Genomic DNA, 23,067 nt, shown 5'->3' with positions numbered 1-23,067 from the left:
CTTCAAACAATCCATACCAAACCACATTACAACACTCAGACACAAGAAATATAAAATGAACTTGGAAACCCTGCTGGTTCTGCCGCGCAACCTTAAAAAAGCCTTCTTCGTCATCCACGATATCTTGATGATATTCGTGGCGTTTTGGTTTGCCCAAAGCCTCAAAGTGCAATATTCCGACGAATGGTTGAGTATCGCCAACTGGCTGGCTTTCGGCAGCACCGCTGTGCTGACCATCATCCTTTTCATCCGTATCGGCCTCTATCGCGCCGTCACGCGCTTCGTCAGCATCCGCGTCCTGACATCAGCCGCATTCGGCAGCATCATTTCAGCGGTCTTGTTCTGCCTGACCACCCTGATTTTTGAACAAAAACTGCATCTTGCCCTGCCCATCGTCTATTTCTTGGTCTTGGTGGTCGGCGTAACCAGCTCACGCATGATCCTGCGCGCGATTCTGACCGACCATCACCGCAAACAGATGATCCCCGTCATCATCTACGGCGCAGGCCAATCCGGCCGCCAGTTGTTGGAAGCCATCAAACAGGTTAACGAATATTCGGCCATCGCCTTTGTCGATGACAACCCGAAAATCCAACGTACCGTCATCTATGACCTTGCCGTCCACAACCCCAATGAAATCCCGATGCTGATCAGCCGCTACGGCGTCCGCAAAATTCTGCTGGCGATTCCAAGTTCTACACCGGAAGAACGCAAAGACATCATCCGCCGTCTCGAAGCATACAAATGCGAAGTCCTGACCATTCCGGGCATGAAAGATTTGGTAGACGGCAAAATCAACGTCAGCTCATTGAAAAAAATCTCTGTGGTCGATTTGCTCGGCCGCGCCCCTGTGGCACCGCGCCCTGAATTGATGAGCGCCGACATCAGCGACAAAGTCGTAATGGTGACTGGCGCAGGCGGCTCTATCGGCTCCGAACTTTGCCGTCAGATTCTCAACTGCCGTCCGACCAAACTGCTGTTGTTTGAATTGTCCGAATTTGCCCTGTACAGCATAGACAAAGAATTGCGCGAAACCCAAGCAGCACAAGGCAGCCAAGTCGAAGTCGTACCGCTTTTGGGTTCGGTTCAAAACAAAGAACGCCTTAGCAGCATCATGAAGGCCTATCACGTTGACACTGTTTATCATGCCGCAGCCTATAAACACGTCCCTATGGTCGAGTTCAACACCATCGAAGGCATTCAAAATAACGTGTTCGGCACACTCTGCTGTGCACAGGCTGCCGTAGATGCGGGCGTTTCCACCTTTGTTTTGATTTCCACCGACAAAGCCGTCCGTCCGACCAACACCATGGGCGCCAGCAAACGCATGGCTGAACTCTGCCTGCAAGCCCTTGCCGCCGTGCCGGAACAAAAAACACGCTTCTGCATGGTTCGTTTCGGCAATGTATTGGGTTCGTCCGGCTCCGTTGTCCCCGCATTTGAAAAACAAATTGCCGAAGGCGGCCCGATTACCCTGACCCACCAAGACATTACCCGCTACTTCATGACCATTCCCGAAGCGGCGCAACTGGTTATCCAAGCCGGTGCAATGGGTAAAGGCGGCGACGTATTCGTCCTCGACATGGGCGAATCCGTCAAGATCATTGACCTTGCCTGTCAAATGATTGTCCTCAGCGGCCTCAAAGTCAAAGACGAGCAACACCCACACGGCGACATCGAAATCAAGATTACCGGCCTGCGCCCGGGCGAGAAACTTTATGAAGAACTGCTCATCGGCGACGAGGTACAAAAAACCACTCATCCCCGTATTATGACCGCCAGTGAAGTAATGCTTCCATGGACGCAATTATCTGACATACTGTCGGAACTCCAAACCGCTTGTCTCCAAAGCGACCAAAACAGCCTGCGCCAGCTTTTGTTGCGCGCACCGACAGGCTTCGTACCCAAAGACGGTATCTGCGACTTGGTTTGGCAACAAAACAATAAGGCCGTCTGAACACTTTCAGACGGCCCGGACACCATCCCGCAAGGACTATTACATGAAAAAAACGCTCTCCCTGCTTACTTTATTCGCACTGACTGCCTGTAACAGCACGACAGTCATTCCTGGTTCAACCATCAAAACCAGAACCAAAACCATTGTTTACACCGATACCGACACCGCAGCCGACACCAACCTCGACAGCCGCGTTGCCGTTTACCCCATCACGCCCAACCTGATCGAAAAAATGCGCAAGCCGCCTGTACTTTCCCAAAACAACCAAGGTTTGGAGTAAAGCAAAAGCGCTTACCGCTACCGCATCAGCAGCGACGACGTCCTCAATATCATGGTTTGGGCGCACTCCGACCTCAACTCCCCTATCCAGCAAAGCAACCCACAAACCAAGTCAGCCGCGGTGCCTGGGTAGATGAGGGCGGTTATATTACTTACCCATTGGCAGGCAAAATTCAAGCCAAAGGCAAAACTTTGGACGAATTGCAAAACACCCTGACCAACCTTCTGAAACGCTACATCAAAAACCCTCAAGTAGCCATCAACGTTACCGAATTCCGTTCGCAACGCATTTCAGTATCCGGTGCCATCAACCAAGCAGGCGGCGTCACCCAAAGTGCCGACACCCAACACATCAAATGGACGCACAACGGCGTAGACCGCACCATCTCCCTGCAAGACATGCTGCAGTACGGCGATATGTCGCAAAACCATCTCCTCAGCCATGGCGATATCGTTTACGTTCCTAACAGCAGCAACAACAAAATCTACATCATGGGCGAAGTCGGCAAACAAGCCACACTGCCGATCGGCAATCACGGCCTCAACCTGACCCAAGCGCTCGGAGAAGTCGGCGGTATGAACCAAAACTATGCCGACGCAACCGGCGTATTCGTAATCCGCCGCGCACCAGAAGATGCGGCCAAACCTATCCACATCTATCAGCTCAACCTGAAAGATGCGACTTCTTACGCACTGGGCAGCGAATTCAAACTGCGTTCGGAAGACACCGTTTACGTTACCGCCGCCCCGGTTACCCGTTGGAACTGCGTAATGTCACAAATTACCAACTCCATCAGCAACGTCAATACCCTCGACAATACGCTTAAATAAACAGTGGTTCCTGCTGTCAGACCCTTGTTTGACAGCAGGATACAAAATCACGCACAATCCAAGCCAATTACATAAACGGCATACAAAAGCCGTGCCGCCCTGCTTGCAGGCGGTATTCTTGGCGCAGCCTTCAGCTTAGCATCCACTCCGCAATACCGTGCCGACGCCATGCTGGAAATTGAAACGCAACAAAACCAAATCCTGACCGAAATCAACAGCATCTTCAACAACCAAACCACGCCGTCTGAAGCAGAAGTCAAGCTGGTTCAATCACGCTTGGTGCTGGGTAAAACCGTTGACGACCTTCAGCTTGACCAAGAAGTCAAAGCCAAATACACACCCGTTATCGGCAGCCTGATGCACAACATCAGTGGCGACCCCGATCCCAAACTGACCGTTGGCAGCTTTACCGTACAAGACGAATGGTTCAACAAAACCTTCACGCTGACCGCCAAGAGCAACAAGGCCTATACCCTTACCCTGCCTGACAAACACGTCGTCGAAGGCAAGGTTGGCGTACCTCTGAAAATCAACAATCAAACCACCCTCAAAATTGATCAAATCCTGGCCAATCCGGGCCAAGAATTTGCGTTGACCAAGTTCTCGCGCATCAGCGCCATCGAAAACATCCAAAACAAACTGGCGGTCATCAGCAAAGGTAAAACCAGCCCCATCATCAACCTAACCTTTACCGACACCGACCCTAAACGTACCAGCGTCATCCTCAACAGCATTGCCGACAACTACGTTGCGCAAAACCGCGAACGCGACGTCCAAGTTGCATCCAGCGGTTTGGCCTTCATCAGCGAAGAATTGCCACGCTTGAAAGAAACCTTGCAAGATGCTGAAAACAAACTCAATGCCTACCGCCAACAATCAGGCTCCCTCGACATTCCGCTCGAGTCCAAAGGCGCATTGGAAAGCCTGACCGGCATCGAAACCCAAATTACCCTGCTCAAAACCGAAGAAGCAGGTTTGGCCGAGCTGTACACGCCGGAACACCCTTCCTATAAAGCCGTATTGGACAAACTTGCCGTCCTCGAGCGTGCTAAAAACAAAATCAACCAACAAATCGCCGAGTTGCCGAATACCCAACAAGAAGTTATCCGCCTGACTCGCGACGTAGAAACCAACCAAGCAACCTACGTCCAACTGTTGAGCAAACAACAAGAACTCAACATCATGAAAGCCAGTGCGCAAGGTAATGTCCGCATCGTCGATTATGCCTATGTCCCTGAAAACCCCGTTGCCCCGCGCAAAGCCGTCATCACACTCCTGAGCGCACTTGCCGCAGGCTCATTGACCGCTTTGTGGCTGATGATTCGCAACCGCATGAAAAACGGCATTACTTCATCCGAAGAAATCGAAAACCTCAATTTGGAAGTCGTCGCTCTTGTTCCGCACTCCAAAACCCAGCAAAAACGCGACTTCTTCAAAAGCAAATTCAAGAAAACCGGCGGCCGTTCCAACTATCTGCCGGCCAGCGAAGACCGCGCCGACACGGCCGTCGAAGCCATCCGCGCCCTGCGTACCAATATCTACTTCTCCATGCTGGACGCACCTAACAACATCCTCATGATTACCGGTGCCGCGCCTGAAGCAGGTAAATCCTTTATCTCCGCCAACCTTGCCACCGTAATGGCGCAGTCAGGAAAACGCATTCTGCTTATCGATACCGATATGCGCAAAGGCTACCTCGACCGACTCTTCGGCCTTACCCCCCGAGTTCGGCTTGTCTGACATCCTCAACGGCAAAGCGGCTCCGGCCAAAGCCGTACAAGAGACCGGCATTGAAAACCTCCACCTCATCAGCAGCGGCAGCTATCCCAGCAATCCGTCCGAGCTTTTGATGGACAACCGTTTCAACGAGTTGCTCGCCCATGCACGCCAACGCTACGATTACGTCATCTTGGACACGCCGCCTGTATTGGCCGTTACCGACGCCGTCATCATCGGCCAACATGCAGGCACCGTCCTGATGATCAGCCGCTATGCACACACACGTGCACGAGAGCTTGAGGCCAGCGTCGAACGCCTCAAACAAAACCACATCAACATCAAAGGTGTCGTCCTCAACGGCATGAAGCGCGAAGCCAACAACAGCTACGACTACTACGCCTACGATGCCTACCATTCCGGTAACAATAAATCATAAACCGAAGCAGGCCGTCTGAACTTTCAGACGGCCTAAGGCTTTTGAAACGGCACAAAATATTTTTCACAAACGCCACCCTTGCACCCCAAAGCCGTTTGTTTTAAAGTAAGCCCCGTTCCCATATGGAAGAGAAACATGAAAATTACCGTCATCGGCGCAGGTTCGTGGGGTACAGCTCTCGCGTTGCACTTTGCGCACCACAACAATGAAGTTGCACTTTGGACACGCAATCCCGACCAAATCCGCACCCTGCAAGCAGATCGCGAAAACAAACGCGGCCTGCCCGGCTTCCCTTTTCCTGAGTCCCTGACCGTTCACGCTGATTTGGGTGAAGCACTGAAAGACAGCCAACTTGCCCTGATCGTGACCTCCGTAGCCGGCCTCAGAAGCAGCGCCGAACTGCTCAAACAGCATGACGCCGCCGATATTCCCGTTCTCGCCGCCTGCAAAGGTTTTGAACAAGATACCGGCCTCTTGACTTTCCAAGTACTGAAAGAAGTCCTGCCTAACAATAAAAAAATCGGCGTTCTCTCAGGCCCGAGCTTTGCCCAAGAACTTGCAGCCCAACTGCCTTGCGCCATCGTGCTTGCTTCCGAAAACAAAGATTGGGTGGAAGAAACCACTGCCCAACTGAACACCAACGTAATGCGCCTGTACGGCAGCACCGACGTCATCGGCGTCGCTGTGGGCGGTGCCGTTAAAAACATCATGGCGATTGCCACCGGCCTTTCAGACGGCCTCGAATACGGCCTCAATGCACGCGCAGCCTTAGTAACACGCGGCCTTGCCGAAATCACCCGCCTTGCCATCGCCATGGGCGCACAACCCAAAACCATGATGGGCTTGGCAGGCATCGGCGACCTTATCCTGACCTGTACCGGCGCACTCTCGCGCAACCGCCGTGTCGGCCTCGGCCTCGCAGAAGGCAAAGAGTTGCATCAAGTGCTTGTCGAAATCGGCCACGTTTCCGAAGGCGTCAGCACCATTGAAGAAGTCTTCAATACCGCTGCCAAATACCAAATCGATATGCCCATCACTCAAACCCTGCTGCAGCTCATCCGCAAAGAAATGACCCCGCAGCAAGTCGTTGAACGACTGATGGAACGAAGCGCGCGCTTCGAATAAACGGTCGCGCCGTCTGCCATTCAGACGGCCTGACGCACAATATGACGGCCATAAGGCCGTCTGAAGGGAGACACATGAACCAATCACTGAACAATCTGGAAATCAACGTTTACCAACTTGTCCAAAAATTTGAAACGCTGGTTTCAGAAAACCGCCGCCTCAACGAAGAAATCGACAGACTCAAACTCGAGCAAGAGCAACAAAAACACCAACACGACGCAGCCATTGACGAACTCAGCGAAGCCTTGCTGGTTCAAGTCGGCAAACTCAAAGAAGACCTGCAAAGCAAAATTGACAACCTGACTGCCGAAAAAGAAAACTACCGCAACGCGCTGGCCCAAAGTGCAGACCAAATCCGCAGCCTCATTGCCCGATTGCCCCAAGAAACACAACAATAAAAGGATGCCCCGTGAGTATCGAACAAGTCAATCTCGACATCATGAATGTCAACTTCACCATCAACACGCCGAGTGAAGAAAAAGCCACCCTCCTGCAAGCCGTTGAAATGCTCAACAAAAAAAGCGACGCGATTAAAGAAAGCGGCCGCATCGTCGGCACGGACAAAATCGTCGTCATGGCAGCCCTCAACGTCGTACATGACCTCTTGAAAACCACCCTCAACGACGATTTGGCAATCGGTGAATTTGAGCGTAAAATAACCGACATGAACAACGCGTGCCAAAAAGCACTGGCACGCCTGGAACAAAACTGATTTCCCCCTTTTCCCTGCGGTGTTCGCGAAGGCATACATTCCTTTGAACCAATACGTTCGCTTTAGGTTGCCGGGAGCCGTAGTGGGCGCGAGCGTCCGTTTATCGGACGCACCCGAAACTACCCGAGGCGACCGCCTTGTCAGCAAGGTTCAAGCGGATTCAGCCTAAACGGCACTCGTGGGGATTCCCTAAAAAAGCCATACCGACAGGTGTGGCTTTCCCCTTTCTAAGTAAAGACTTTCGTAAAGATTTCCGGCCGTCTGAAAAAACCGCATATTCATGCATCAAACCCACTCAATTAAGATTGACAAAAGCCAATCTCCTCTTTAAAATCCATAACTTTCTATATATATCTGGATTCCAACCATGAAAACCTTCTCTGCAAAACCCCACGAGGTGAAGCGCGAATGGTTCGTCATTGACGCAGAAGACAAAGTTCTGGGTCGTGTCGCAGCCGAAGTCGCACACCGTCTGCGCGGCAAACACAAACCCGAATACACCCCTCACGTTGATACCGGCGACTACATCATCGTCATCAACGCAGACAAACTGCGCGTGACCGGTGCTAAATTCGAAGACAAAAAATACTTCCGTCACTCTGGTTTCCCAGGCGGCATCTACGAGCGTACTTTCCGCGAAATGCAAGAGCAATTCCCAGGCCGCGCTTTGGAACAAGCCGTAAAAGGCATGTTGCCTAAAGGTCCTCTGGGCTACGCCATGATCAAAAAACTGAAAGTGTACGCCGGCGTCGAACACGGCCACGCTGCACAACAACCTAAAGTTTTGGAACTGAAATAATAAGGACACGACATGAACGGTAAATACTACTACGGCACAGGCCGCCGCAAAAGTTCAGTGGCTCGTGTATTCTTGACTAAAGGTACCGGCCAAATCATCGTAAACGGCCGCCCCGTTGATGAATTCTTCGCACGTGAAACCAGCCGCATGGTTGTACGTCAACCTCTGGTTCTGACTGAAAATGCCGAATCTTTCGACATTAAAGTTAACGTAACCGGTGGTGGCGAAACCGGTCAATCCGGAGCTATCCGTCACGGCATTACCCGCGCCCTGATCGACTTCGACGCAGCCCTGAAACCAGCTCTGTCTCAAGCAGGCTTCGTTACTCGCGATGCTCGTGAAGTTGAACGTAAAAAACCTGGTTTGCGCAAAGCACGTCGCGCAAAACAATTCTCCAAACGTTAATACGTTTTCAGAATCGAATCAAAAAGCCTTGCTCTGCGAGGCTTTTTTCATTTATAAAACAATAATCCAATATCCACGCAATATATGATGAAAACCCTACTCCACTACGCCAAATCATTGCTTCAGGCTGTGATTATCTTCATCTTCTTATCCCTGATTGTCGACCGGGTGCGCAAGCCTGACCAACCCTTACAATCAGCAGCACAAACCATCACTTTAACTGATGGACAAACCACTTCCCTCCAATCCTTCAGCCAAAATCGGGTTGCCGTCGTTTATTTTTGGGGCAGCTGGTGTCGTATTTGTTCATACACATCGTCCACCATAGAAAAGCTGCACCAAGACAATATCCCAACACTGGGTGTAGCCTTGCGCTCCGGAAGCGACGCGGACATTGCCCACCATATGCAACAAAACAATCTATCCTTTCCAAACTTCAACGATTCAGACGGCCTGATGGCTCAAAAATGGAATATAGCCGTCACACCAACCATTATCATATTAAAAGATGGCAAAATGATTCATCACACATCCGGACTTTCCAGTTATATCGGCTTAAAAATCAGAATTTACTTGGCAAATATCTTCAGCTAAATTCATTGAAAATCCAATAAAAATAGAAAATCCAAAGAATAATTTCACCTGAATATATTCAACCAATTCGATTTCATAAATAAATAAACTATCTCTTTCCCAATAACATATGATTTTGTTGAGATTATAAAGAAAATAGACTAAGATATAACCATAAGAACAATTGGAAACATTATTATCAAAACAAACTGTTAGAGATCTTCATCTAATATTGTGGCAGTGATGCTTTTGTTCCCATAGACCCGGCTGCCGACGGCAGCCTTAAAACAGCAATATTCGCCTTTATCAATCTACCTCACGCTTCAACGGTTTGATTTTTGATAACACCGGAGACTTAGTAATGCCCAACCAATCTAAACATGCATCTATCAATATCGGTCTGATTCAGGCGCGGGAAGCATTGATGACCCAATTCCGCCCTATTCTGAACCAAGCCAATATTACTGACCAGCAATGGCGTATCATCCGGCTCTTAGCGGAAAACGGCACACTCGACTTTCAAGATTTGGCCAATCAGGCCTGCATCCTTCGCCCCAGCCTGACCGGCATTCTGACCCGCTTGGAAAAAGCAGGTTTGGCCGTCCGCCTGAAGCCTTCCAACGACCAACGCCGTGTTTACCTGAAACTGACGCCCGAAGGTGAGAAACTCTATGAATCCACCGGCGCATTGGTTGATGAACGCTACGATGCGATTGAAAAAGTTCTATCCAAAGAAAAAATGGCACAACTCAAAGAACTCTTGGCAGAGCTGGCAAAAATCGAACAGGCATTAAAATAAAGAAAGCCGGATGACAGACTCAACACACACACTCAAGAGACCATTTCGAGATGCCATGGCCTCCTGTGCCGCCGGCGTACACGTTATCACGACAGACGGCGAAACGGGACGCTATGGCATTACTATGACTGCCGTAACTGCCGTTACCGACGAGCCGCCGACGGTCATGCTGTGCATCAACCGCCAATCCGCCATCATTCCCATCCTGCAAGGCAACCGTGATTTGTGCATCAACACACTCAACGACAGCCAGCAGGATGTCGCCGAACACTTTGCCGGACTGACCGACCTCTCGCCCGAAGAACGCTTCGAATACCATATTTGGCACAGGGGGCAAACCGGGCAGCTCGAAGTCGAAGGCGCGCTGGCGCACCTGCACGGCAGCATTGTCGATCAACGAGAAATCGGCACGCATTGCGTCTTTTTCGTTCAGCTCAACGAAATCTGCAATACCGACACGCAAGCACCGGCATTGCTGTATTTCCGTAGGCAATTCAAATCTTTGGCATAAATAAAGGTCTCAGGCCGTCTGAAACATCAGTTTCATTTTTCAGACGGCCTGAGACCTTTTCTGTTTCACACATTATAGGCACACCCATGAAAGCAATGATACTGGCCGCCGGTCGCGGCGAACGCATGCGCCCCCTGACCTACCACACGCCCAAACCCTTACTCGAAGTAGCAGGCACGCCGCTTATCGGCTGGCACTTGCGCCGCCTGCAGCAGGCCGGATTCACTGAAATCGTCATCAACCATGCCTGGCTTGGACAACAAATCGAAGATACCTTGAAAGACGGTTCAGACTACAGCGTGCGTATTGCCTATTCTCCCGAGCGCGCCGGAGGCCTGGAAACCGCCGGTGGCATTGCCACCGCCCTGCCTCTTTTGGGCGACGAACCGTTTTTGGTCGTCAATGGCGACGTATTGACCGACATTGATTTCCAAGCTGCACGACTGGCTGCCCAGCGTATGCAGGAACACAACCTTCTCGCCCATTTGTGGCTGGTGGACAATCCGCCACACCATCCCGAAGGCGACTTCGGCCTGCTTTCAGACGGCCTGGTATCCGCCTCATCCGCAGACGGTCAAGCCCTGACTTTCAGCGGCGTGGGCGTTTATCATCCCACGCTTTTCAAAGATACCCCGGCGCATCAGGCTGCCAAACTTGCCCCTCTGTTGCGTCAGGCCATGAGCCAAAACCAAATCAGCGGCGAACACCACAACGGCCTTTGGTTGGACGTCGGCACAGTCGAACGCCTGCAAGAAGCCGACCGTATCGCCCAAAGCTGGTAAAACAAAAGGGACGTATCCAATACGTCCCTTTCAATATCAAAGGCCGTCTGAAAATATTGTTCAACCCATTTTTCAGACGGCCTTAATCTATCATCAAGCTTTGGCCAATTTCTTTTCTTTCTTCATTCCCAACAAGCCATTGGCTATCATCACGCACAATCCCGACCAAATCAGGCCATAGCCGATCAATGCGCCTTTTTGTACCGGCTCGCCCAGCCACACAATCGACACGATAAAGAGCAACACAGGTTCCAAATAGCTCAACATACCGAACACTGCAACCGGAAGTAACTGATTTGCCTTTAAATTTAAATGCATGGATATTGCGCTATTGAAGCCCAGCAACACGATAAAGAAGATTAAAACCGGTTTGGCCGCAATCATCGCCGGCGTATCCGTTGCCAGCAAAATATACGCCAACGCAAACGGCGTAATCATCATTAAATCAAAGGTTAGACCGATTAACGAAGGCACGCCCAGTTTTCGGCGCAGCAGATAATAAAACGGATAAGTACCGAACACCCATACAGTCGTCCACGAAAACGCACCCGACCGTACCAATTCACATGCCACGCCTGCACATGCCAATGCAACGGCAACCGTCTGCAATCGGTTTAAACGCTCTTTAAACCAAATCCGTCCACCCAGCATCATCGCCAAAGGAAACAGGAAATAACCCATCGCCACGTTTACGCCCTCGCCGTTGACCGGCCCCCAGACAAACAGCCACAACTGGCTGGCAAATATCGGCGTCGGCAATACAATCAACAACCACCGCTTCCAATCGCGACCGATATTGCTCGCAAACCGCGCTGCCGCCTGCCAACCGTTGACCATCGTCATCAGTACGCATAAAGCCGACAACATCGCCACCATACGCCACGCGAAAATTTCCGTGCCGCCCATCGGCTGCATCCATACGCCGTACAGAAACAGCATGGCAAACAACACATTGGACGTTATGGACGCCAGCAAACCTTTGGATAAATTCGTCATTTCAGACGGCCTTCCCCAATAAATCAATATTGATATTGTAAAGAAAATGTGTGAAAAAATTTCTCATATTTTTTTATATCATAAAGATAATTTTTCTATTATGATTAAAAAATCAAAAAATATTACATTCAAAGGCCGTCTGAAATGGAACTGGACAAACTCGACCGCAATATCCTCAACATTCTCCAAACACGCGCAGACATTCCGCTGAAAGAACTGGCCGCACAAGTGCATTCGTCGATTGCCACTTGCCAGCGGCGCATCAAAAACCTGACCGAACAAGGCGTCATCATCCGCCAAGCCGCCATCGTCTCGCCGCAGGCAGTCGGCTTGAACATCAGCGTCTTTGTCCAAGTTGACCTTGACCGCCAGTACCACGATGTGCAAGAGGCATTTGAACGCAGTATGCAGCGCGAACCGCAAGTTGTCGGATGTTATGAAATTTCCGGTAATTATGATTTCTTGCTGTTGGTGCATTGCACCGATATGCCTGCCTATCACGCCTTCACGCGCCGCGTGCTTACGTCCGTCAACAGGGTGCGCAATTTCAAAAGCCAATTTGTAATGAATTTCGCCAAGACGGAAACCAAAATCGAAATTCCAGGATAACTGCTCGTCTTTGCTTGCAAAAAGACTTCACAACATAAATCCATTTAGTCAAAGGCCGTCTGAAAACCATATTTTCAGGTTTTCAGACGGCCTTTCATTGCATCGAAGTAGTCTAATACATCAGCCCTGCTTCACAATATCAGACAGCGGCCAGCGCGGTTTGACATTGAATGCGCCGACAGCCTGACGCTCGGCAAGACGCATCGCACCGGCAAAGGCAATCATTGCGCCGTTGTCGGTACAGTATGCCATCGGCGGGAAATAGACATTGATTTTTTCTTCCTGCGGCTTGGGTTTGCCTTTTTCAGACGGCATTTTGACGGTTAAGCGCGAAAATTCATCACGCAGTTTCCAGTTTGCTCCCACACCGCCGGCAACCACCAACGTTCTGAAGCCGGTATCCAACAACGCTTTTTTGGCTTTGGCCGCCAATACATCAACCACCGCATCTTGGAAAGCGCGGCAAATGTCGTTGCGCGTTTGTTCCGGAATTTCATCGCTGCCGGTTTCGGCACGGACTTTTTCGACAGCGGTCAAAACAGCGGTTTTCAAACCGGAAAAGCTCATCTGCAAATCGTGCGAATGGAGCATGGGACGTGGGAATGTGAAGGCATCAGGCGTGCCGAGTTTGGCCAGCTCGGACAATTTGGCACCGCCGGGATAAGGCAAACCTAAAAGCTTGGCCGTTTTATCAAACGCCTCGCCTGCCGCATCGTCCACACTTTCACCCAGCAAGGTGTAATCGCCGATACCGCGTACAGCCATAAATTGCGTATGTCCGCCCGACACCAGCAAAGCAACAAATGGAAATTCGGGCTTGTCGTCTGCCAACAAAGGCGAGAGCAAATGGCCTTCAAGATGGTGAATGGGGATAACGGGCTTGCCGATGGCAAATGCCAAGGCGTTGGCAAAGCCTGAACCGGCCAGCAATGCGCCGCCCAAACCCGGGCCTTGCGTAAAGGCAACCGCGTCAATATCGGCATAGCCTACGCCTGCTTCCTTCAAGCAACCTTGCGTCAACGGCACGACACGGCGGATATGGTCGCGACTGGCCAATTCGGGGACAACGCCGCCGTATTCGGCGTGCATCGCCATTTGTGTGTGCAAATGATGCGCCAACAGGCCGCGCTCGGTATCGTAGAGCGCAACGCCGGTTTCGTCGCAAGATGATTCAATTCCTAATACCAACATGGTTTGAGGCCGTCTGAAAAAATGATTAAAAACGATTCAGACGGCGTTTTCTCCGAAAACGGAAAAAGGCCGTCTGAAATAAAGTGTGAGATAGGCTGCTTACAAAGTGCCGTAAGAATGCAGGCCGCTCAAGAACATATTCACGCCGATAAAGGCAAAGGCAGTAATGATCAGGCCGATGACCGCCCACCAAGCCAACACCCTGCCGCGCCAGCCTACCACCAGCCGCAAATGCAACCAGACAGCGTAATTCAGCCAAACGATGAATGCCCAAGTCTCTTTCGGGTCCCAGCTCCAATAGCGTCCCCACGCATCGGCCGCCCACAATGCGCCGAGAATGGTGGCAATCGTAAAGAACAGGAAACCGACAGCAATCGCTTTGTACATGACTTCTTCAATAACTTGCGAGTGCGGCAGCCATGATTTTTTGCCTGCATCTTCTTTTCTGAGTGCCAGCAGTTCGGCAATACCCAGCATGGCGGCGATACAGAATGCGCCGTAGCCGATAAAGTTGGCCGGAACGTGGATTTTCATCCACCAAGACTGCAAAGCAGGAATCAGCGGCTGAATGGTATGCGCCTCGCGAGAAACGCTGTACCACAAGACAAATCCGACCACAATCGCCATAAAGCTGAAGACGAAGCCGCCCAGTTTTTGTACGGCAAAACGGCCTTCGTAATAGAGATACATCAGCGCCGTAATGACCAAGAACAAGATGAATACTTCGTAAAGGTTGGAAACCGGAATATGGCCGGCATCGGGACGCAGCAGATAACTTTCATGCCAACGCACCAGCAAACCGACAAAGCCCGCCATCGCGGAAACCCACGCAAACACGGTACCCATGCCCAAAAGCGTATTGGACGGCACATTTTTGCGCACCGCCGCTATCGCGCCGACGATATAGGCAAACAAGGCGAAGAACACAAACGCGCATTGCCACATAATCGCCGACTGGCTGCTTAACAGGTATTTGAGCAGGAAGCCGTCTGCGCGTTTGATGTCGCCGCCATACAAATCAACGGCCAAATACGCCAAGCACACGCCCAAAGGGATAAACCAGCGCATCGGTTTGAAAAACCAACCCAGAAAAACGGCAATACCGGCACTCACCCACAAAATTACCATTTCGTAGATGTCCATATGCAGACCGGCCTGGGTTTGGGCAATAAACGCACCGACTGCAATCAGCAGCGCAAATGCCCAGTCGAAAAGGTTGAGGTTTCGGATAAATGATTTGTGTGTCAGAAGCTCATGCTCGGGCAAGGCCTGATGTTTGTTATTCATGGTTCAAATCCTTGGCAAGCTGCTGCAATTGCCGTGTGTGTTGCGGAAATTCTTTCTGCAAGTCGCGTTCGTTGCGGCTGGAAGACATGGCAAAACGGATACGGCCGTCTGAAAACAGCAGCCAAGCACGTTTTTCACGAATATAGAACATAAACACCGTACCCAACACCAGCAATACCGAACCCAAATACACCAAGAATGCGCCCGGCGAGCGGGTCATCTGCAGGCCGGAAGAGCGCACTTCGGTAAAACTTTCCAGTTGCAGCAGCATCGGCGCGGGATATTCGGTCAGACCGGTGTAAGCATCCATTGCGTGCAGCAGGAAGCGGTTGCGTTTTTCATCTTGCGGCCAAGCCGGCAGATTGTATGTGCTGATCGTATCTTCCAAAGCGGCATTCATCACGCCATAGAGCATTTCATAGAAATAGCCCTGCATTTTTTCCTGCTGCTCTTTCGGAATGTTGGTGGTAACAAATTCGTCCAAAGCCAAATAGCCGCCTTTGGCAAAAATCGACAAAGTGTTTTCCGCCGCCGCCATGAATTGTTCACGGATTTCGGCAGGCGCACCTTTAACAGCATTGGCAACGGTTTTACGGCGTGCCGCATCGTCTTTCAGATATTGGCGCAAAGCCATAAAGGTGTCGATTTGGCCGTTTTTATCCATCGGAATGCGCAACCAGCGGTATTGCTGTGCCAAGCCGCTGCGTGTGCCGGTAATGAAGAAATAGTCTTCATCTTGTTTTACCGGCAACATATAGTTTTTATATTCGACCGCCTGCCCTGCTTTGTCGCGGATGCGGTAAACGATAGACGGGCCGATGTTGGTGTATTTTTTGCCTTCTTGACGGACGGAGCGAACATCGTTGAGGGCGGATTTCAGGTTTTGCTCTTTTTCAGACGGCTCGCTCATGTCTTCGACGTTCATCGAAGTAAACTGGTCAAATTCCAGTTTATAAGAGGTCTTGCCCAAATCCAGCGGAAACTCGCGCATGGAAGTCGCTTTGAGCTTGACCGGAGTACGGTCGGCATCAGCCAGATTCCACGCTTTAAACGTCAAGTCCGAGCCGCCGTCGGCAAAACTTGCCTGATAAACCGTAATACCGTGCAACGTCAAAGGGTGGTTGACGCGGATGGTGTGTTCGCTGACTTTGCCGGTTGCCTTGTCCGTTACTTCCAAGTCGCTGGCAAAATCGCGCGGCATACCGGTATCGTAAAAGTCGATATGGAATTTCTTCAATTTGACCGAAAACGGCAGGTCTTGCACCAGCATGCCGTTATCCGCATTCAGAAACACCACGTCCGCGCTCTGCCCTTCCGCAATATTGACGTTGCCCCTAAACGACAGGTTGGATTCACCCAACACGCTTTCTGGCTTAAAGTCTTTGGCGTAAACCGCAGTATTGTCCGGCACGACTTGACCGGTGAGCATACCGATTTTCAGCAGGATATTGCTGTCTATCAAACCGCCCAAACAAATCACAATCAGCGCGGCATGGGCAAAGATATAGCCCCATTTGTTCATCGCGCCTTTTTTCGCCGCTACCAAAACCGAACCGTCTTCACGCGTAACGGTTTTGCAGCCGTAGCCCTGCACTTCCAAATACCGTTGCGCGACTTCGGGCGTCACCTGTCCGTCTAAAACAATGGAATGGCGCATTGCCGCCAGCGATTTTTCCTTCGCGTTTTCACGGAACGAACGAATCTCGCGCAAAAACGGCGGAACATTACGAATCAGGCACAATCCGGTGGAAATCACCAAAAACATCATGATGACAACGAACCACGCCGAGGCGTACACGTCGTACAGACCCAAAAAGCCAAAAATCTGCGACCAAAACGGGCCGAATTTCACCAAATAATCGACTTGTGGCTGGTTTTGCTGCAAGACCGTACCGATAATCGAAGCCACGCCCAACAGGCTGAGCAGGGCGACGGCAAAACGCATGGAGCTGAAAAAGGCAAACCATGGTCTACGGATAAGTGGGACGGATGATGAAGATTTACTCATGTCTCAAATGTCGGCTTAGGGCAACCCGATCGATGGAACGGACTGCAATGACGTGTGATGCGAAAGGAAGAATACTGCATATTGTAGTCAAAATCTTGCTGTCGCTATTTGAAAAAACCAATCAGGCCTATCGGCCTATATTGGTTAAGGCCGTCTGAAGAGTTTTCAGACGGCCTATATCAATAAGCTCGTTTCAAAACGAAATTAGTGCAAACCTTGGATGAAGTTGGCTACTGCGTTCAACTCTTCTTCGCTCAGGCGGTTGGCAATATCGGCCATGATGGCGTTTTTGCGTTGGCCGGATTGGTAAGCTTTCATTTGCTCGACAACGTAAGCTTTGTGTTGGCCGCCCAGACGAGGATAGGCTTGGATTTCAGTACCGCCGCCAGGGATACCTGCGCCGCTAGGACCGTGGCAAGACATACATGCCGGCAGTTTTTTAGCGCTCAGGCCGCCACGATAGATTTTCGCGCCCAGCTCTGGGTTTTCTTTAGGATTGGCTTCGCCCGGTTTGCCTTGTTGTTTGGCATAGTAGGCGGCAGCGTCGCGGATGTCTTGTTCGGACAAGTTCATCACCATCGGTTTCATCACGCCGGCAGCACCGTGGGCACGGGTACCGTCTTTGATGGCCATGGTTTGACCGTAGATGTAGGCCGCAGCCTGACCTGCCAGCTTAGGATAAGTTGCGATACCGCTGTTACCATCGGCTGCGTGACACGCCGCACAGATAGTAGTCGCTACCTGTTTGCCTTTTTCAGCATCTGCTTTAGGGGCAGCGGAAACCGCACCGGCAGCCAATACCAAGGCCAATAAAGTCAATCGTTTCATGGAGTGCTCCTGATTACAGCATTGCGTACCGCGTCAATGCCTTTTTTATACTCAAATACCGGGGAATTTTCCCGATTAAAACCGATAATTCTATAAACGTGCTATTCTATACCAAGTTTACATTAAATTACTACTCAAATTACCAAACTGCTGCAACATAAATGCCCGATACAAATTATGATGTTGCAGTTTTGTTTCCATGCAAGGAAATACTGATGAACCTTTTTCAAAACGCCAAATTTTTTACAACGGTCAACCATCTGAAAGACCTGCCCGACACGCCGGCCGAGATTGCCTTTGTCGGCCGAAGCAATGCCGGCAAATCCAGTGCCATCAATACCTTAACCAATCATGTGCGCCTTGCCTATGTTTCCAAAACACCGGGCCGCACCCAACACATCAATTTCTTTGAACTGGAAAACGGCAATTTCATGGTCGACTTGCCCGGCTACGGCTACGCGCAAGTACCGGAAGCCATCCGTGCGCACTGGGTCAAACTCTTGGGCGACTACCTGCAACAACGTCGCCAATTGATCGGCCTGATTTTGATTATGGACTCGCGCCATCCGCTCAAGGCTTTAGACATTCAAATGCTGGACTTCTTCCACATTACCGGCCGCCCTGTGCATATCCTGCTGTCAAAAGCAGACAAGCTGTCTAAAAACGACCAGATTAAAACTTTGGCGGCGGTAAAAAAATCACTGAAACCCTACACCGAGCGCCAAAAAATCAGCGTTCAACTGTTTTCCAGCCTGAAAAAGCAAGGTATGGACGAAGTCAATCAAGTGGTCGGTTCATGGTTTGACGCGCATCGCGAAGAAATCGAGAATCTTGCGGGCGAAACACCACCTGAGTGATTGTAAAACAAGGCGAAATGAGATGAGTTGACCAACCGCAAATCTTATTCCGTCATTTGTTTTTCAATAATGCCGTTTTCTATCTTACTTTCAAAGGGTATGTATACGCATACCCTTTTTTTATTGCGTTTTTTTATTTTCTTGTCGCAAACTAAAAACAACGACGTATCAGTGAAAATTCTTAAAAAGCATGGTTTTATTCAACTAAACCTTTTTCAGACGGCCTTTGTCTCATCTTCACCATCAGTCCAACCAGCTTCTTTCAATTTCCGCTGTTGCGCATCATAGCGTGCTTTTTCCGCCCAATACATTGTCTGAATACAGGCATCGCCGCACTCGCTGCCACAACATTCCCACGACTCGGGGCGGATAGGTTCGTCTAAAAGCGGCTCGCCCAAGATGGCTTCGGCTTTATTCTTCAGGATCGTATCCATCGGCTATTTCCAAGCGTGCGCCGTCAAATTCAATCACTTCGCCGCCGCGTATTTTGGCGGTTTTACGGGTTTCGGTTTCGCCGTTGCGTAACACCAGCCCTTCGGCGATAAATGCTTTTGCCTGTCCACCGCTTTCGGCAAGTCCGGCGAGTTTTAACAGGTCGCATAAAGCGATGTATTCGTTGTCTTCAAGATAGACGGTTGCTTCCATCATTCAATCCTTTTCAATAAGGGCGATATTTTAACATGGCCGTCTGAAAGAAAGCCCCCTTCTGTTTTATAGTGGATTAAATTTAAATCAGGACAAGGCGACGAAGCCGCAGACAGTACAGATAGTACGACAAGGCGAGGCAACGCCGTACTGGTTTAAAGTTAATCCACTATATTTGCTTTATCCAACCTCATTACATTTAGTTTTCAGACGGCCTTTAGCTGCCAACCCTGCTACAATACGCCTTTTATTGTCCACGCCGATTTTGCCATGACCGAGCCGACCTACATCCCCCTGCGCCTGCATACCGAGTTTTCGATTACCGACGGTATGGTGCGGATTAAAAAACTGATTGCCAAAGCGCAGGAATACGGTTTGCCTGCTTTGGGCATCAGCGATTTGATGAACGAATTCGGTTTGGTGAAATTCTATAAAACCTGCCGCGGCGCAGGGATTAAACCCATCGGCGCGGCGGACGTATGGATAGGCAATCCGAATGCGCCCGACAAGCCGTTTCGCGCCATGCTGATTATCCGCAACGATGCGGGCTATCTGCGCTTGAGCGAGCTTCTGACGGCGGCTTATGTCGGCAAAGACCGCAATGTCCATCATGCGGAACTCAATCCCGAATGGCTGGAAAACGGCGACAACAGTGGCTTGATTTGTTTGAGCGGCGCGCATTACGGCGAAGTGGGCATGAATCTGTTGAACGGCAACGAAGACGCGGCGCGGGCGGCGGCGTTGAAATATGCGGCGTGGTTTCCCGATGCGTTTTATCTGGAGTTGCAACGCCTGCCCGAGCGTCCCGAATGGGAGGCTTGCGTTTCGGGCAGCGTGAAACTGGCGGAAGAATTGGGCTTACCGGTAGTGGCGACGCATCCGACGCAGTTTATGAGCCGCGACGATTTCAACGCGCACGAGGCGAGGGTGTGCATCGCGGGCGGCTGGGTATTGACGGACAAAAAACGTCCGTGCGATTTCACGCCGGGCCAGTTTTTCATTCCGCCGGAAACGATGGCCGAACGTTTCGCCGATTTACCCGAGGCCTTGGAAAACACGGTAGAAATTGCCAAACGCTGCAACCTGCACATCACATTGGGCAAAAACTTCCTGCCGCTCTTCCCCACGCCGGACGGTTTATCACTCGATGACTATCTCATCAAACTCTCCAATGAGGGCTTGCAGGAACGCATGGTTCAGCTTTATCCCGACGAGGCGGAGCGTGCGGTAAAAATGCCGGAATATCAAAAACGGCTGGATTTTGAGTTAAACATCATCATCCAGATGAAATTCCCCGGCTATTTCCTTATCGTACAAGACTTTATCAACTGGGCGAAAACGCACGGCTGTCCGGTGGGGCCGGGGCGCGGTTCGGGCGCGGGCTCGCTGGTGGCGTATTCGCTGAAGATTACCGACCTTGATCCGCTCAAATACGCGCTGCTGTTCGAGCGTTTCCTAAACCCCGAACGCGTTTCTATGCCCGACTTCGACGTGGACTTTTGCCAATCCAACCGGGGGCGCGTGATTGAGTATGTGCGCGAGAAATACGGCGCGGAGGCGGTCAGCCAGATTGTTACCTTCGGCACGATGTCGTCCAAAGCGGTCATCCGCGACGTGGGGCGTGTGCTGGAACTGCCGTTTATGCTGTGCGACAAACTGTCCAAGCTGATTCCGTTGGAAGCCAACAAACCTTTGGGTTTGGACGACGCGATGAAGGCGGAGCCGCAGATTCAGGAATTAATCGAAGCGGAAGAAGCGGACGAACTGATTACGCTGGCGAAAAAGCTGGAAGACCTGACGCGCGGTTTGGGTATGCACGCAGGCGGCGTGTTGATTGCGCCGGGCAAGATTTCCGATTACAGCCCCGTGTATCAGGCGGACGAATCCGCCTCGCCCGTATCCATGTACGACAAGGGCGACGTGGAAGACGTGGGTTTGGTGAAATTCGACTTTTTGGGCCTACGCAACCTGACCATTATCGAAATGGCGCAGGACAACATCAAAAACACCACCGGCGACATCATCGATGTCGGCAAAATTCCTCTCGACGACCAGGCCGCCTATCAAATCTTCCGCGATGCGAACACCACCGCCGTCTTCCAGTTCGAGTCGACCGGCATGAAAAAAATGCTGAAAACGGCGCACACCACCAAGTTTGAAGAACTGATTGCCTTCGTATCGCTCTACCGCCCAGGCCCGATGGACAACATCCCCGACTTCGTCGCGCGTATGAAGGGTCAGGAATTCCAATACATCCACCCGCTGCTGGAAGGCATCCTCGCGCCGACCTACGGGATTATGGTGTATCAGGAACAAGTGATGCAGGCGGCGCAGATTATCGGCGGTTACTCGCTCGGCGGCGCAGACTTGTTGCGCCGCGCCATGGGTAAGAAAAAACCCGAAGAAATGGTGAAACACCGAGAAATCTTCGCCGAAGGTGCGGCAAAACAAGGTATTTCTCGCGAAAAATCCGACGAAATCTTCAACTACATGGAAAAATTCGCCGGCTACGGTTTCAACAAATCCCACGCCGCCGCCTACGCCCTGATTTCCTATCAGACCGCATGGCTCAAAGCCCATTATCCCGCCGAATTTATGGCGGCAACCATGTCGTCTGAATTGGACAACACCGACCAGCTCAAACATTTCTATGACGACTGCCGCGCCAACGGCATCGAGTTCCTGCCGCCCGACATCAACGAATCCGACTACTGCTTCACGCCGTATCCGAACATGAAAATCCGCTACGCACTCGGTGCGATTAAAGGCACGGGCGAAGCCGCCGTCGAATCCATCACCGCCGCGCGGCAAAGCGGCGGCAAGTTTACGGGCCTCTTGGACTTCTGCGAGCGCGTCGGCAAAGAACACATGAACCGCCGCACCCTCGAAGCCCTGATACGCGGCGGCGCGTTCGACAGCATCGAACCCAACCGCGCCATGCTCTTGGCGAACATCGACCTAGCCATGAACAACGCCGACCAAAAAGCAGCCAACGCCAATCAGGGCGGACTTTTCGACATGATGGAAGACGCTATCGAACCGGTGCGGCTCGTCGACACGCCCATGTGGAGCGAGTCGGAAAAACTCGCCGAAGAAAAAACTGTCATCGGCTTCTACCTCTCCGGCCATCCGTTCGGCCCGTATGCCCAAGAAGTCCGCCAAATCGCCCCGACCAAATTAGGCCGTCTGAAACCGCAAGACAGCGTGCGCCTCGCCGGATTCGTGACCGCCGTGCGCACCATGATGGGCAAACGCGGCAAAATCGCTTTCGTCAGCCTCGAAGATTTGAGCGGACAGATTGAAATCATGGTCAGCGGCCACACACTGGAAAACTGTGCCGACTACCTCAAATCCGACCAAGTGCTGATTATCGAATCCAAAGTCAGCCGCGACGACTACGGCGGTGGCGACGGACTGCGCATCATAGCAAACCAAGTCATGACTCTGCAAATGGCGCGCGAACGCTACGCCCGCAGCCTCAGCCTCGCCCTCGCACCTGGCCACGACATCGAACGCCTCGCTACCATCCTCACTACCCACCGCCTGCCCGACACGTCGCACATCCCACTGCAACTGTCGTACAGCAACGGCAAAGCATCAGGCAAATTGAAAATTGCGCCAAAATGGATGGTAACGCCAAGCACTGCCTTGTTTGACGAACTGGAAACATTGCTCGGCAGCAGGGCTGTTCGTGTGAATTGGTAAAATTAAAGGCCGT

Annotated in this window: 22 protein-coding genes, 1 other RNA gene and 2 pseudogenes; 18 read left to right on the top strand and 7 right to left on the bottom strand. The window is 51.3% G+C overall.

Annotation, left to right across the window (positions count from 1 at the left end; genetic code table 11):
* The first annotated feature begins 55 nt into the window (after window positions 1-55).
* From FAH67_RS11190 to murU, 14 genes and pseudogenes are all read left to right on the top strand, one after another.
* The gene (locus FAH67_RS11190) at window positions 56-1,957 is read left to right on the top strand and encodes a polysaccharide biosynthesis protein (RefSeq protein ID WP_003681495.1); all 1,902 of its coding nucleotides are present in this window, start codon (window positions 56-58) and stop codon (window positions 1,955-1,957) included.
* Window positions 1,958-2,000: 43 nt separating this feature from the next.
* Window positions 2,001-3,067 (top strand): annotated as a pseudogene (locus FAH67_RS11185) (polysaccharide biosynthesis/export family protein).
* 99 nt (window positions 3,068-3,166) lie between these two features.
* Entirely contained in the window at window positions 3,167-4,807 is a 1,641-nt protein-coding gene (locus FAH67_RS11180; protein WP_424036463.1) for a GNVR domain-containing protein, read from the top strand.
* Entirely contained in the window at window positions 4,800-5,222 is a 423-nt protein-coding gene (locus tag FAH67_RS12430; RefSeq protein ID WP_003681505.1) for a CpsD/CapB family tyrosine-protein kinase, read from the top strand. Before FAH67_RS11180 ends, FAH67_RS12430 begins: the two co-directional genes overlap by 8 nt.
* A gap of 135 nt (window positions 5,223-5,357) precedes the next feature.
* Window positions 5,358-6,347: an NAD(P)H-dependent glycerol-3-phosphate dehydrogenase gene (locus FAH67_RS11175; RefSeq protein ID WP_003681507.1), complete on the top strand. Its 990-nt coding sequence runs from the start codon at window positions 5,358-5,360 to the stop codon at window positions 6,345-6,347.
* A 74-nt stretch (window positions 6,348-6,421) separates the two neighbouring features.
* Complete coding sequence (locus FAH67_RS11170) at window positions 6,422-6,745, top strand: hypothetical protein (RefSeq protein WP_039864236.1); 324 nt, start codon at window positions 6,422-6,424, stop codon at window positions 6,743-6,745.
* 11 nt (window positions 6,746-6,756) lie between these two features.
* The gene (locus tag FAH67_RS11165; RefSeq protein ID WP_003681511.1) at window positions 6,757-7,059 is read left to right on the top strand and encodes a cell division protein ZapA; all 303 of its coding nucleotides are present in this window, start codon (window positions 6,757-6,759) and stop codon (window positions 7,057-7,059) included.
* Between the two features lie 8 nt (window positions 7,060-7,067).
* Window positions 7,068-7,248: non-coding RNA, 6S RNA (gene ssrS / locus FAH67_RS11160), on the top strand.
* Between the two features lie 178 nt (window positions 7,249-7,426).
* Window positions 7,427-7,858: a 50S ribosomal protein L13 gene (gene rplM, locus FAH67_RS11155; protein WP_003681513.1), complete on the top strand. Its 432-nt coding sequence runs from the start codon at window positions 7,427-7,429 to the stop codon at window positions 7,856-7,858.
* 12 nt (window positions 7,859-7,870) lie between these two features.
* Window positions 7,871-8,263, top strand: a complete 393-nt coding sequence (gene rpsI, locus FAH67_RS11150) for a 30S ribosomal protein S9 (RefSeq protein ID WP_003681515.1) — start codon at window positions 7,871-7,873, stop codon at window positions 8,261-8,263.
* Window positions 8,264-8,350: 87 nt separating this feature from the next.
* The gene (locus FAH67_RS11145) at window positions 8,351-8,857 is read left to right on the top strand and encodes a protein disulfide oxidoreductase (RefSeq protein WP_039864240.1); all 507 of its coding nucleotides are present in this window, start codon (window positions 8,351-8,353) and stop codon (window positions 8,855-8,857) included.
* 340 nt (window positions 8,858-9,197) lie between these two features.
* Entirely contained in the window at window positions 9,198-9,635 is a 438-nt protein-coding gene (gene hpaR, locus FAH67_RS11140; RefSeq protein ID WP_003681518.1) for a homoprotocatechuate degradation operon regulator HpaR, read from the top strand.
* Window positions 9,636-9,645: 10 nt separating this feature from the next.
* Window positions 9,646-10,146, top strand: a complete 501-nt coding sequence (gene hpaC, locus FAH67_RS11135) for a 4-hydroxyphenylacetate 3-monooxygenase, reductase component (protein WP_050772637.1) — start codon at window positions 9,646-9,648, stop codon at window positions 10,144-10,146.
* 86 nt (window positions 10,147-10,232) lie between these two features.
* The gene (gene murU / locus FAH67_RS11130; protein ID WP_003681523.1) at window positions 10,233-10,928 is read left to right on the top strand and encodes an N-acetylmuramate alpha-1-phosphate uridylyltransferase MurU; all 696 of its coding nucleotides are present in this window, start codon (window positions 10,233-10,235) and stop codon (window positions 10,926-10,928) included.
* A gap of 93 nt (window positions 10,929-11,021) precedes the next feature.
* Here the strand turns inward: murU and rarD are convergent, their stop codons facing one another.
* On the bottom strand, window positions 11,022-11,924 hold the full coding sequence (rarD, locus tag FAH67_RS11125; RefSeq protein ID WP_003681525.1) for an EamA family transporter RarD: 903 nt from the start codon (window positions 11,922-11,924) through the stop codon (window positions 11,022-11,024).
* Between the two features lie 144 nt (window positions 11,925-12,068).
* Between rarD and FAH67_RS11120 the strand changes: the two genes are divergently transcribed.
* Window positions 12,069-12,533: an Lrp/AsnC family transcriptional regulator gene (locus FAH67_RS11120; protein WP_003681526.1), complete on the top strand. Its 465-nt coding sequence runs from the start codon at window positions 12,069-12,071 to the stop codon at window positions 12,531-12,533.
* 120 nt (window positions 12,534-12,653) lie between these two features.
* On the opposite strand, the gene tsaD is transcribed toward FAH67_RS11120, so the two are convergent.
* The 4 genes from tsaD to FAH67_RS11100 all read right to left on the bottom strand — a co-directional run bounded on the left by tsaD (window position 12,654) and on the right by FAH67_RS11100 (window position 17,847).
* Complete coding sequence (tsaD, locus tag FAH67_RS11115; protein WP_003681528.1) at window positions 12,654-13,724, bottom strand: tRNA (adenosine(37)-N6)-threonylcarbamoyltransferase complex transferase subunit TsaD; 1,071 nt, start codon at window positions 13,722-13,724, stop codon at window positions 12,654-12,656.
* Between the two features lie 99 nt (window positions 13,725-13,823).
* Complete coding sequence (gene ccsB, locus FAH67_RS11110; RefSeq protein WP_003681529.1) at window positions 13,824-15,011, bottom strand: c-type cytochrome biogenesis protein CcsB; 1,188 nt, start codon at window positions 15,009-15,011, stop codon at window positions 13,824-13,826.
* A complete protein-coding gene (locus tag FAH67_RS11105; protein ID WP_003681532.1) occupies window positions 15,004-16,956 on the bottom strand; it encodes a cytochrome c biogenesis protein ResB in 1,953 nt (650 codons plus the stop codon). Before FAH67_RS11105 ends, ccsB begins: the two co-directional genes overlap by 8 nt.
* Window positions 16,957-17,223: 267 nt before the next feature.
* Window positions 17,224-17,847: a c-type cytochrome gene (locus tag FAH67_RS11100; RefSeq protein ID WP_003681536.1), complete on the bottom strand. Its 624-nt coding sequence runs from the start codon at window positions 17,845-17,847 to the stop codon at window positions 17,224-17,226.
* A 215-nt stretch (window positions 17,848-18,062) separates the two neighbouring features.
* Here FAH67_RS11100 and yihA point away from each other — a divergent pair, with 215 nt between their 5' ends.
* Window positions 18,063-18,704, top strand: coding sequence for a ribosome biogenesis GTP-binding protein YihA/YsxC (yihA, locus tag FAH67_RS11095; RefSeq protein ID WP_039864244.1), 642 nt, complete (start codon window positions 18,063-18,065; stop codon window positions 18,702-18,704).
* A 215-nt stretch (window positions 18,705-18,919) separates the two neighbouring features.
* On the opposite strand, the gene FAH67_RS11090 is transcribed toward yihA, so the two are convergent.
* Both FAH67_RS11090 and FAH67_RS11085 read right to left on the bottom strand, forming a co-directional pair.
* Window positions 18,920-19,138, bottom strand: coding sequence for a hypothetical protein (locus tag FAH67_RS11090; RefSeq protein ID WP_003681542.1), 219 nt, complete (start codon window positions 19,136-19,138; stop codon window positions 18,920-18,922).
* Window positions 19,116-19,349 (bottom strand): RNA-binding S4 domain-containing protein, encoded by a 234-nt coding sequence (locus tag FAH67_RS11085; protein ID WP_002221492.1) that lies wholly within the window; start codon window positions 19,347-19,349, stop codon window positions 19,116-19,118. Before FAH67_RS11085 ends, FAH67_RS11090 begins: the two co-directional genes overlap by 23 nt.
* Window positions 19,350-19,416: 67 nt before the next feature.
* Here FAH67_RS11085 and FAH67_RS11945 point away from each other — a divergent pair.
* Both FAH67_RS11945 and dnaE read left to right on the top strand, forming a co-directional pair.
* A pseudogene (locus FAH67_RS11945) lies at window positions 19,417-19,575 on the top strand (IS5/IS1182 family transposase); the annotation flags it as partial.
* A 44-nt stretch (window positions 19,576-19,619) separates the two neighbouring features.
* A complete protein-coding gene (dnaE, locus tag FAH67_RS11075) occupies window positions 19,620-23,054 on the top strand; it encodes a DNA polymerase III subunit alpha (RefSeq protein ID WP_003681548.1) in 3,435 nt (1,144 codons plus the stop codon).
* Window positions 23,055-23,067 lie beyond the last annotated feature (13 nt).

Origin of the sequence: Neisseria flavescens, from assembly GCF_005221285.1 — a bacterium.
Classification (GTDB): Bacteria; Pseudomonadota; Gammaproteobacteria; order Burkholderiales; family Neisseriaceae; genus Neisseria; species Neisseria flavescens.
Note: the sequence above shows the minus strand (reverse complement) of the source record. Positions and strands in the feature narration are given on the sequence as shown.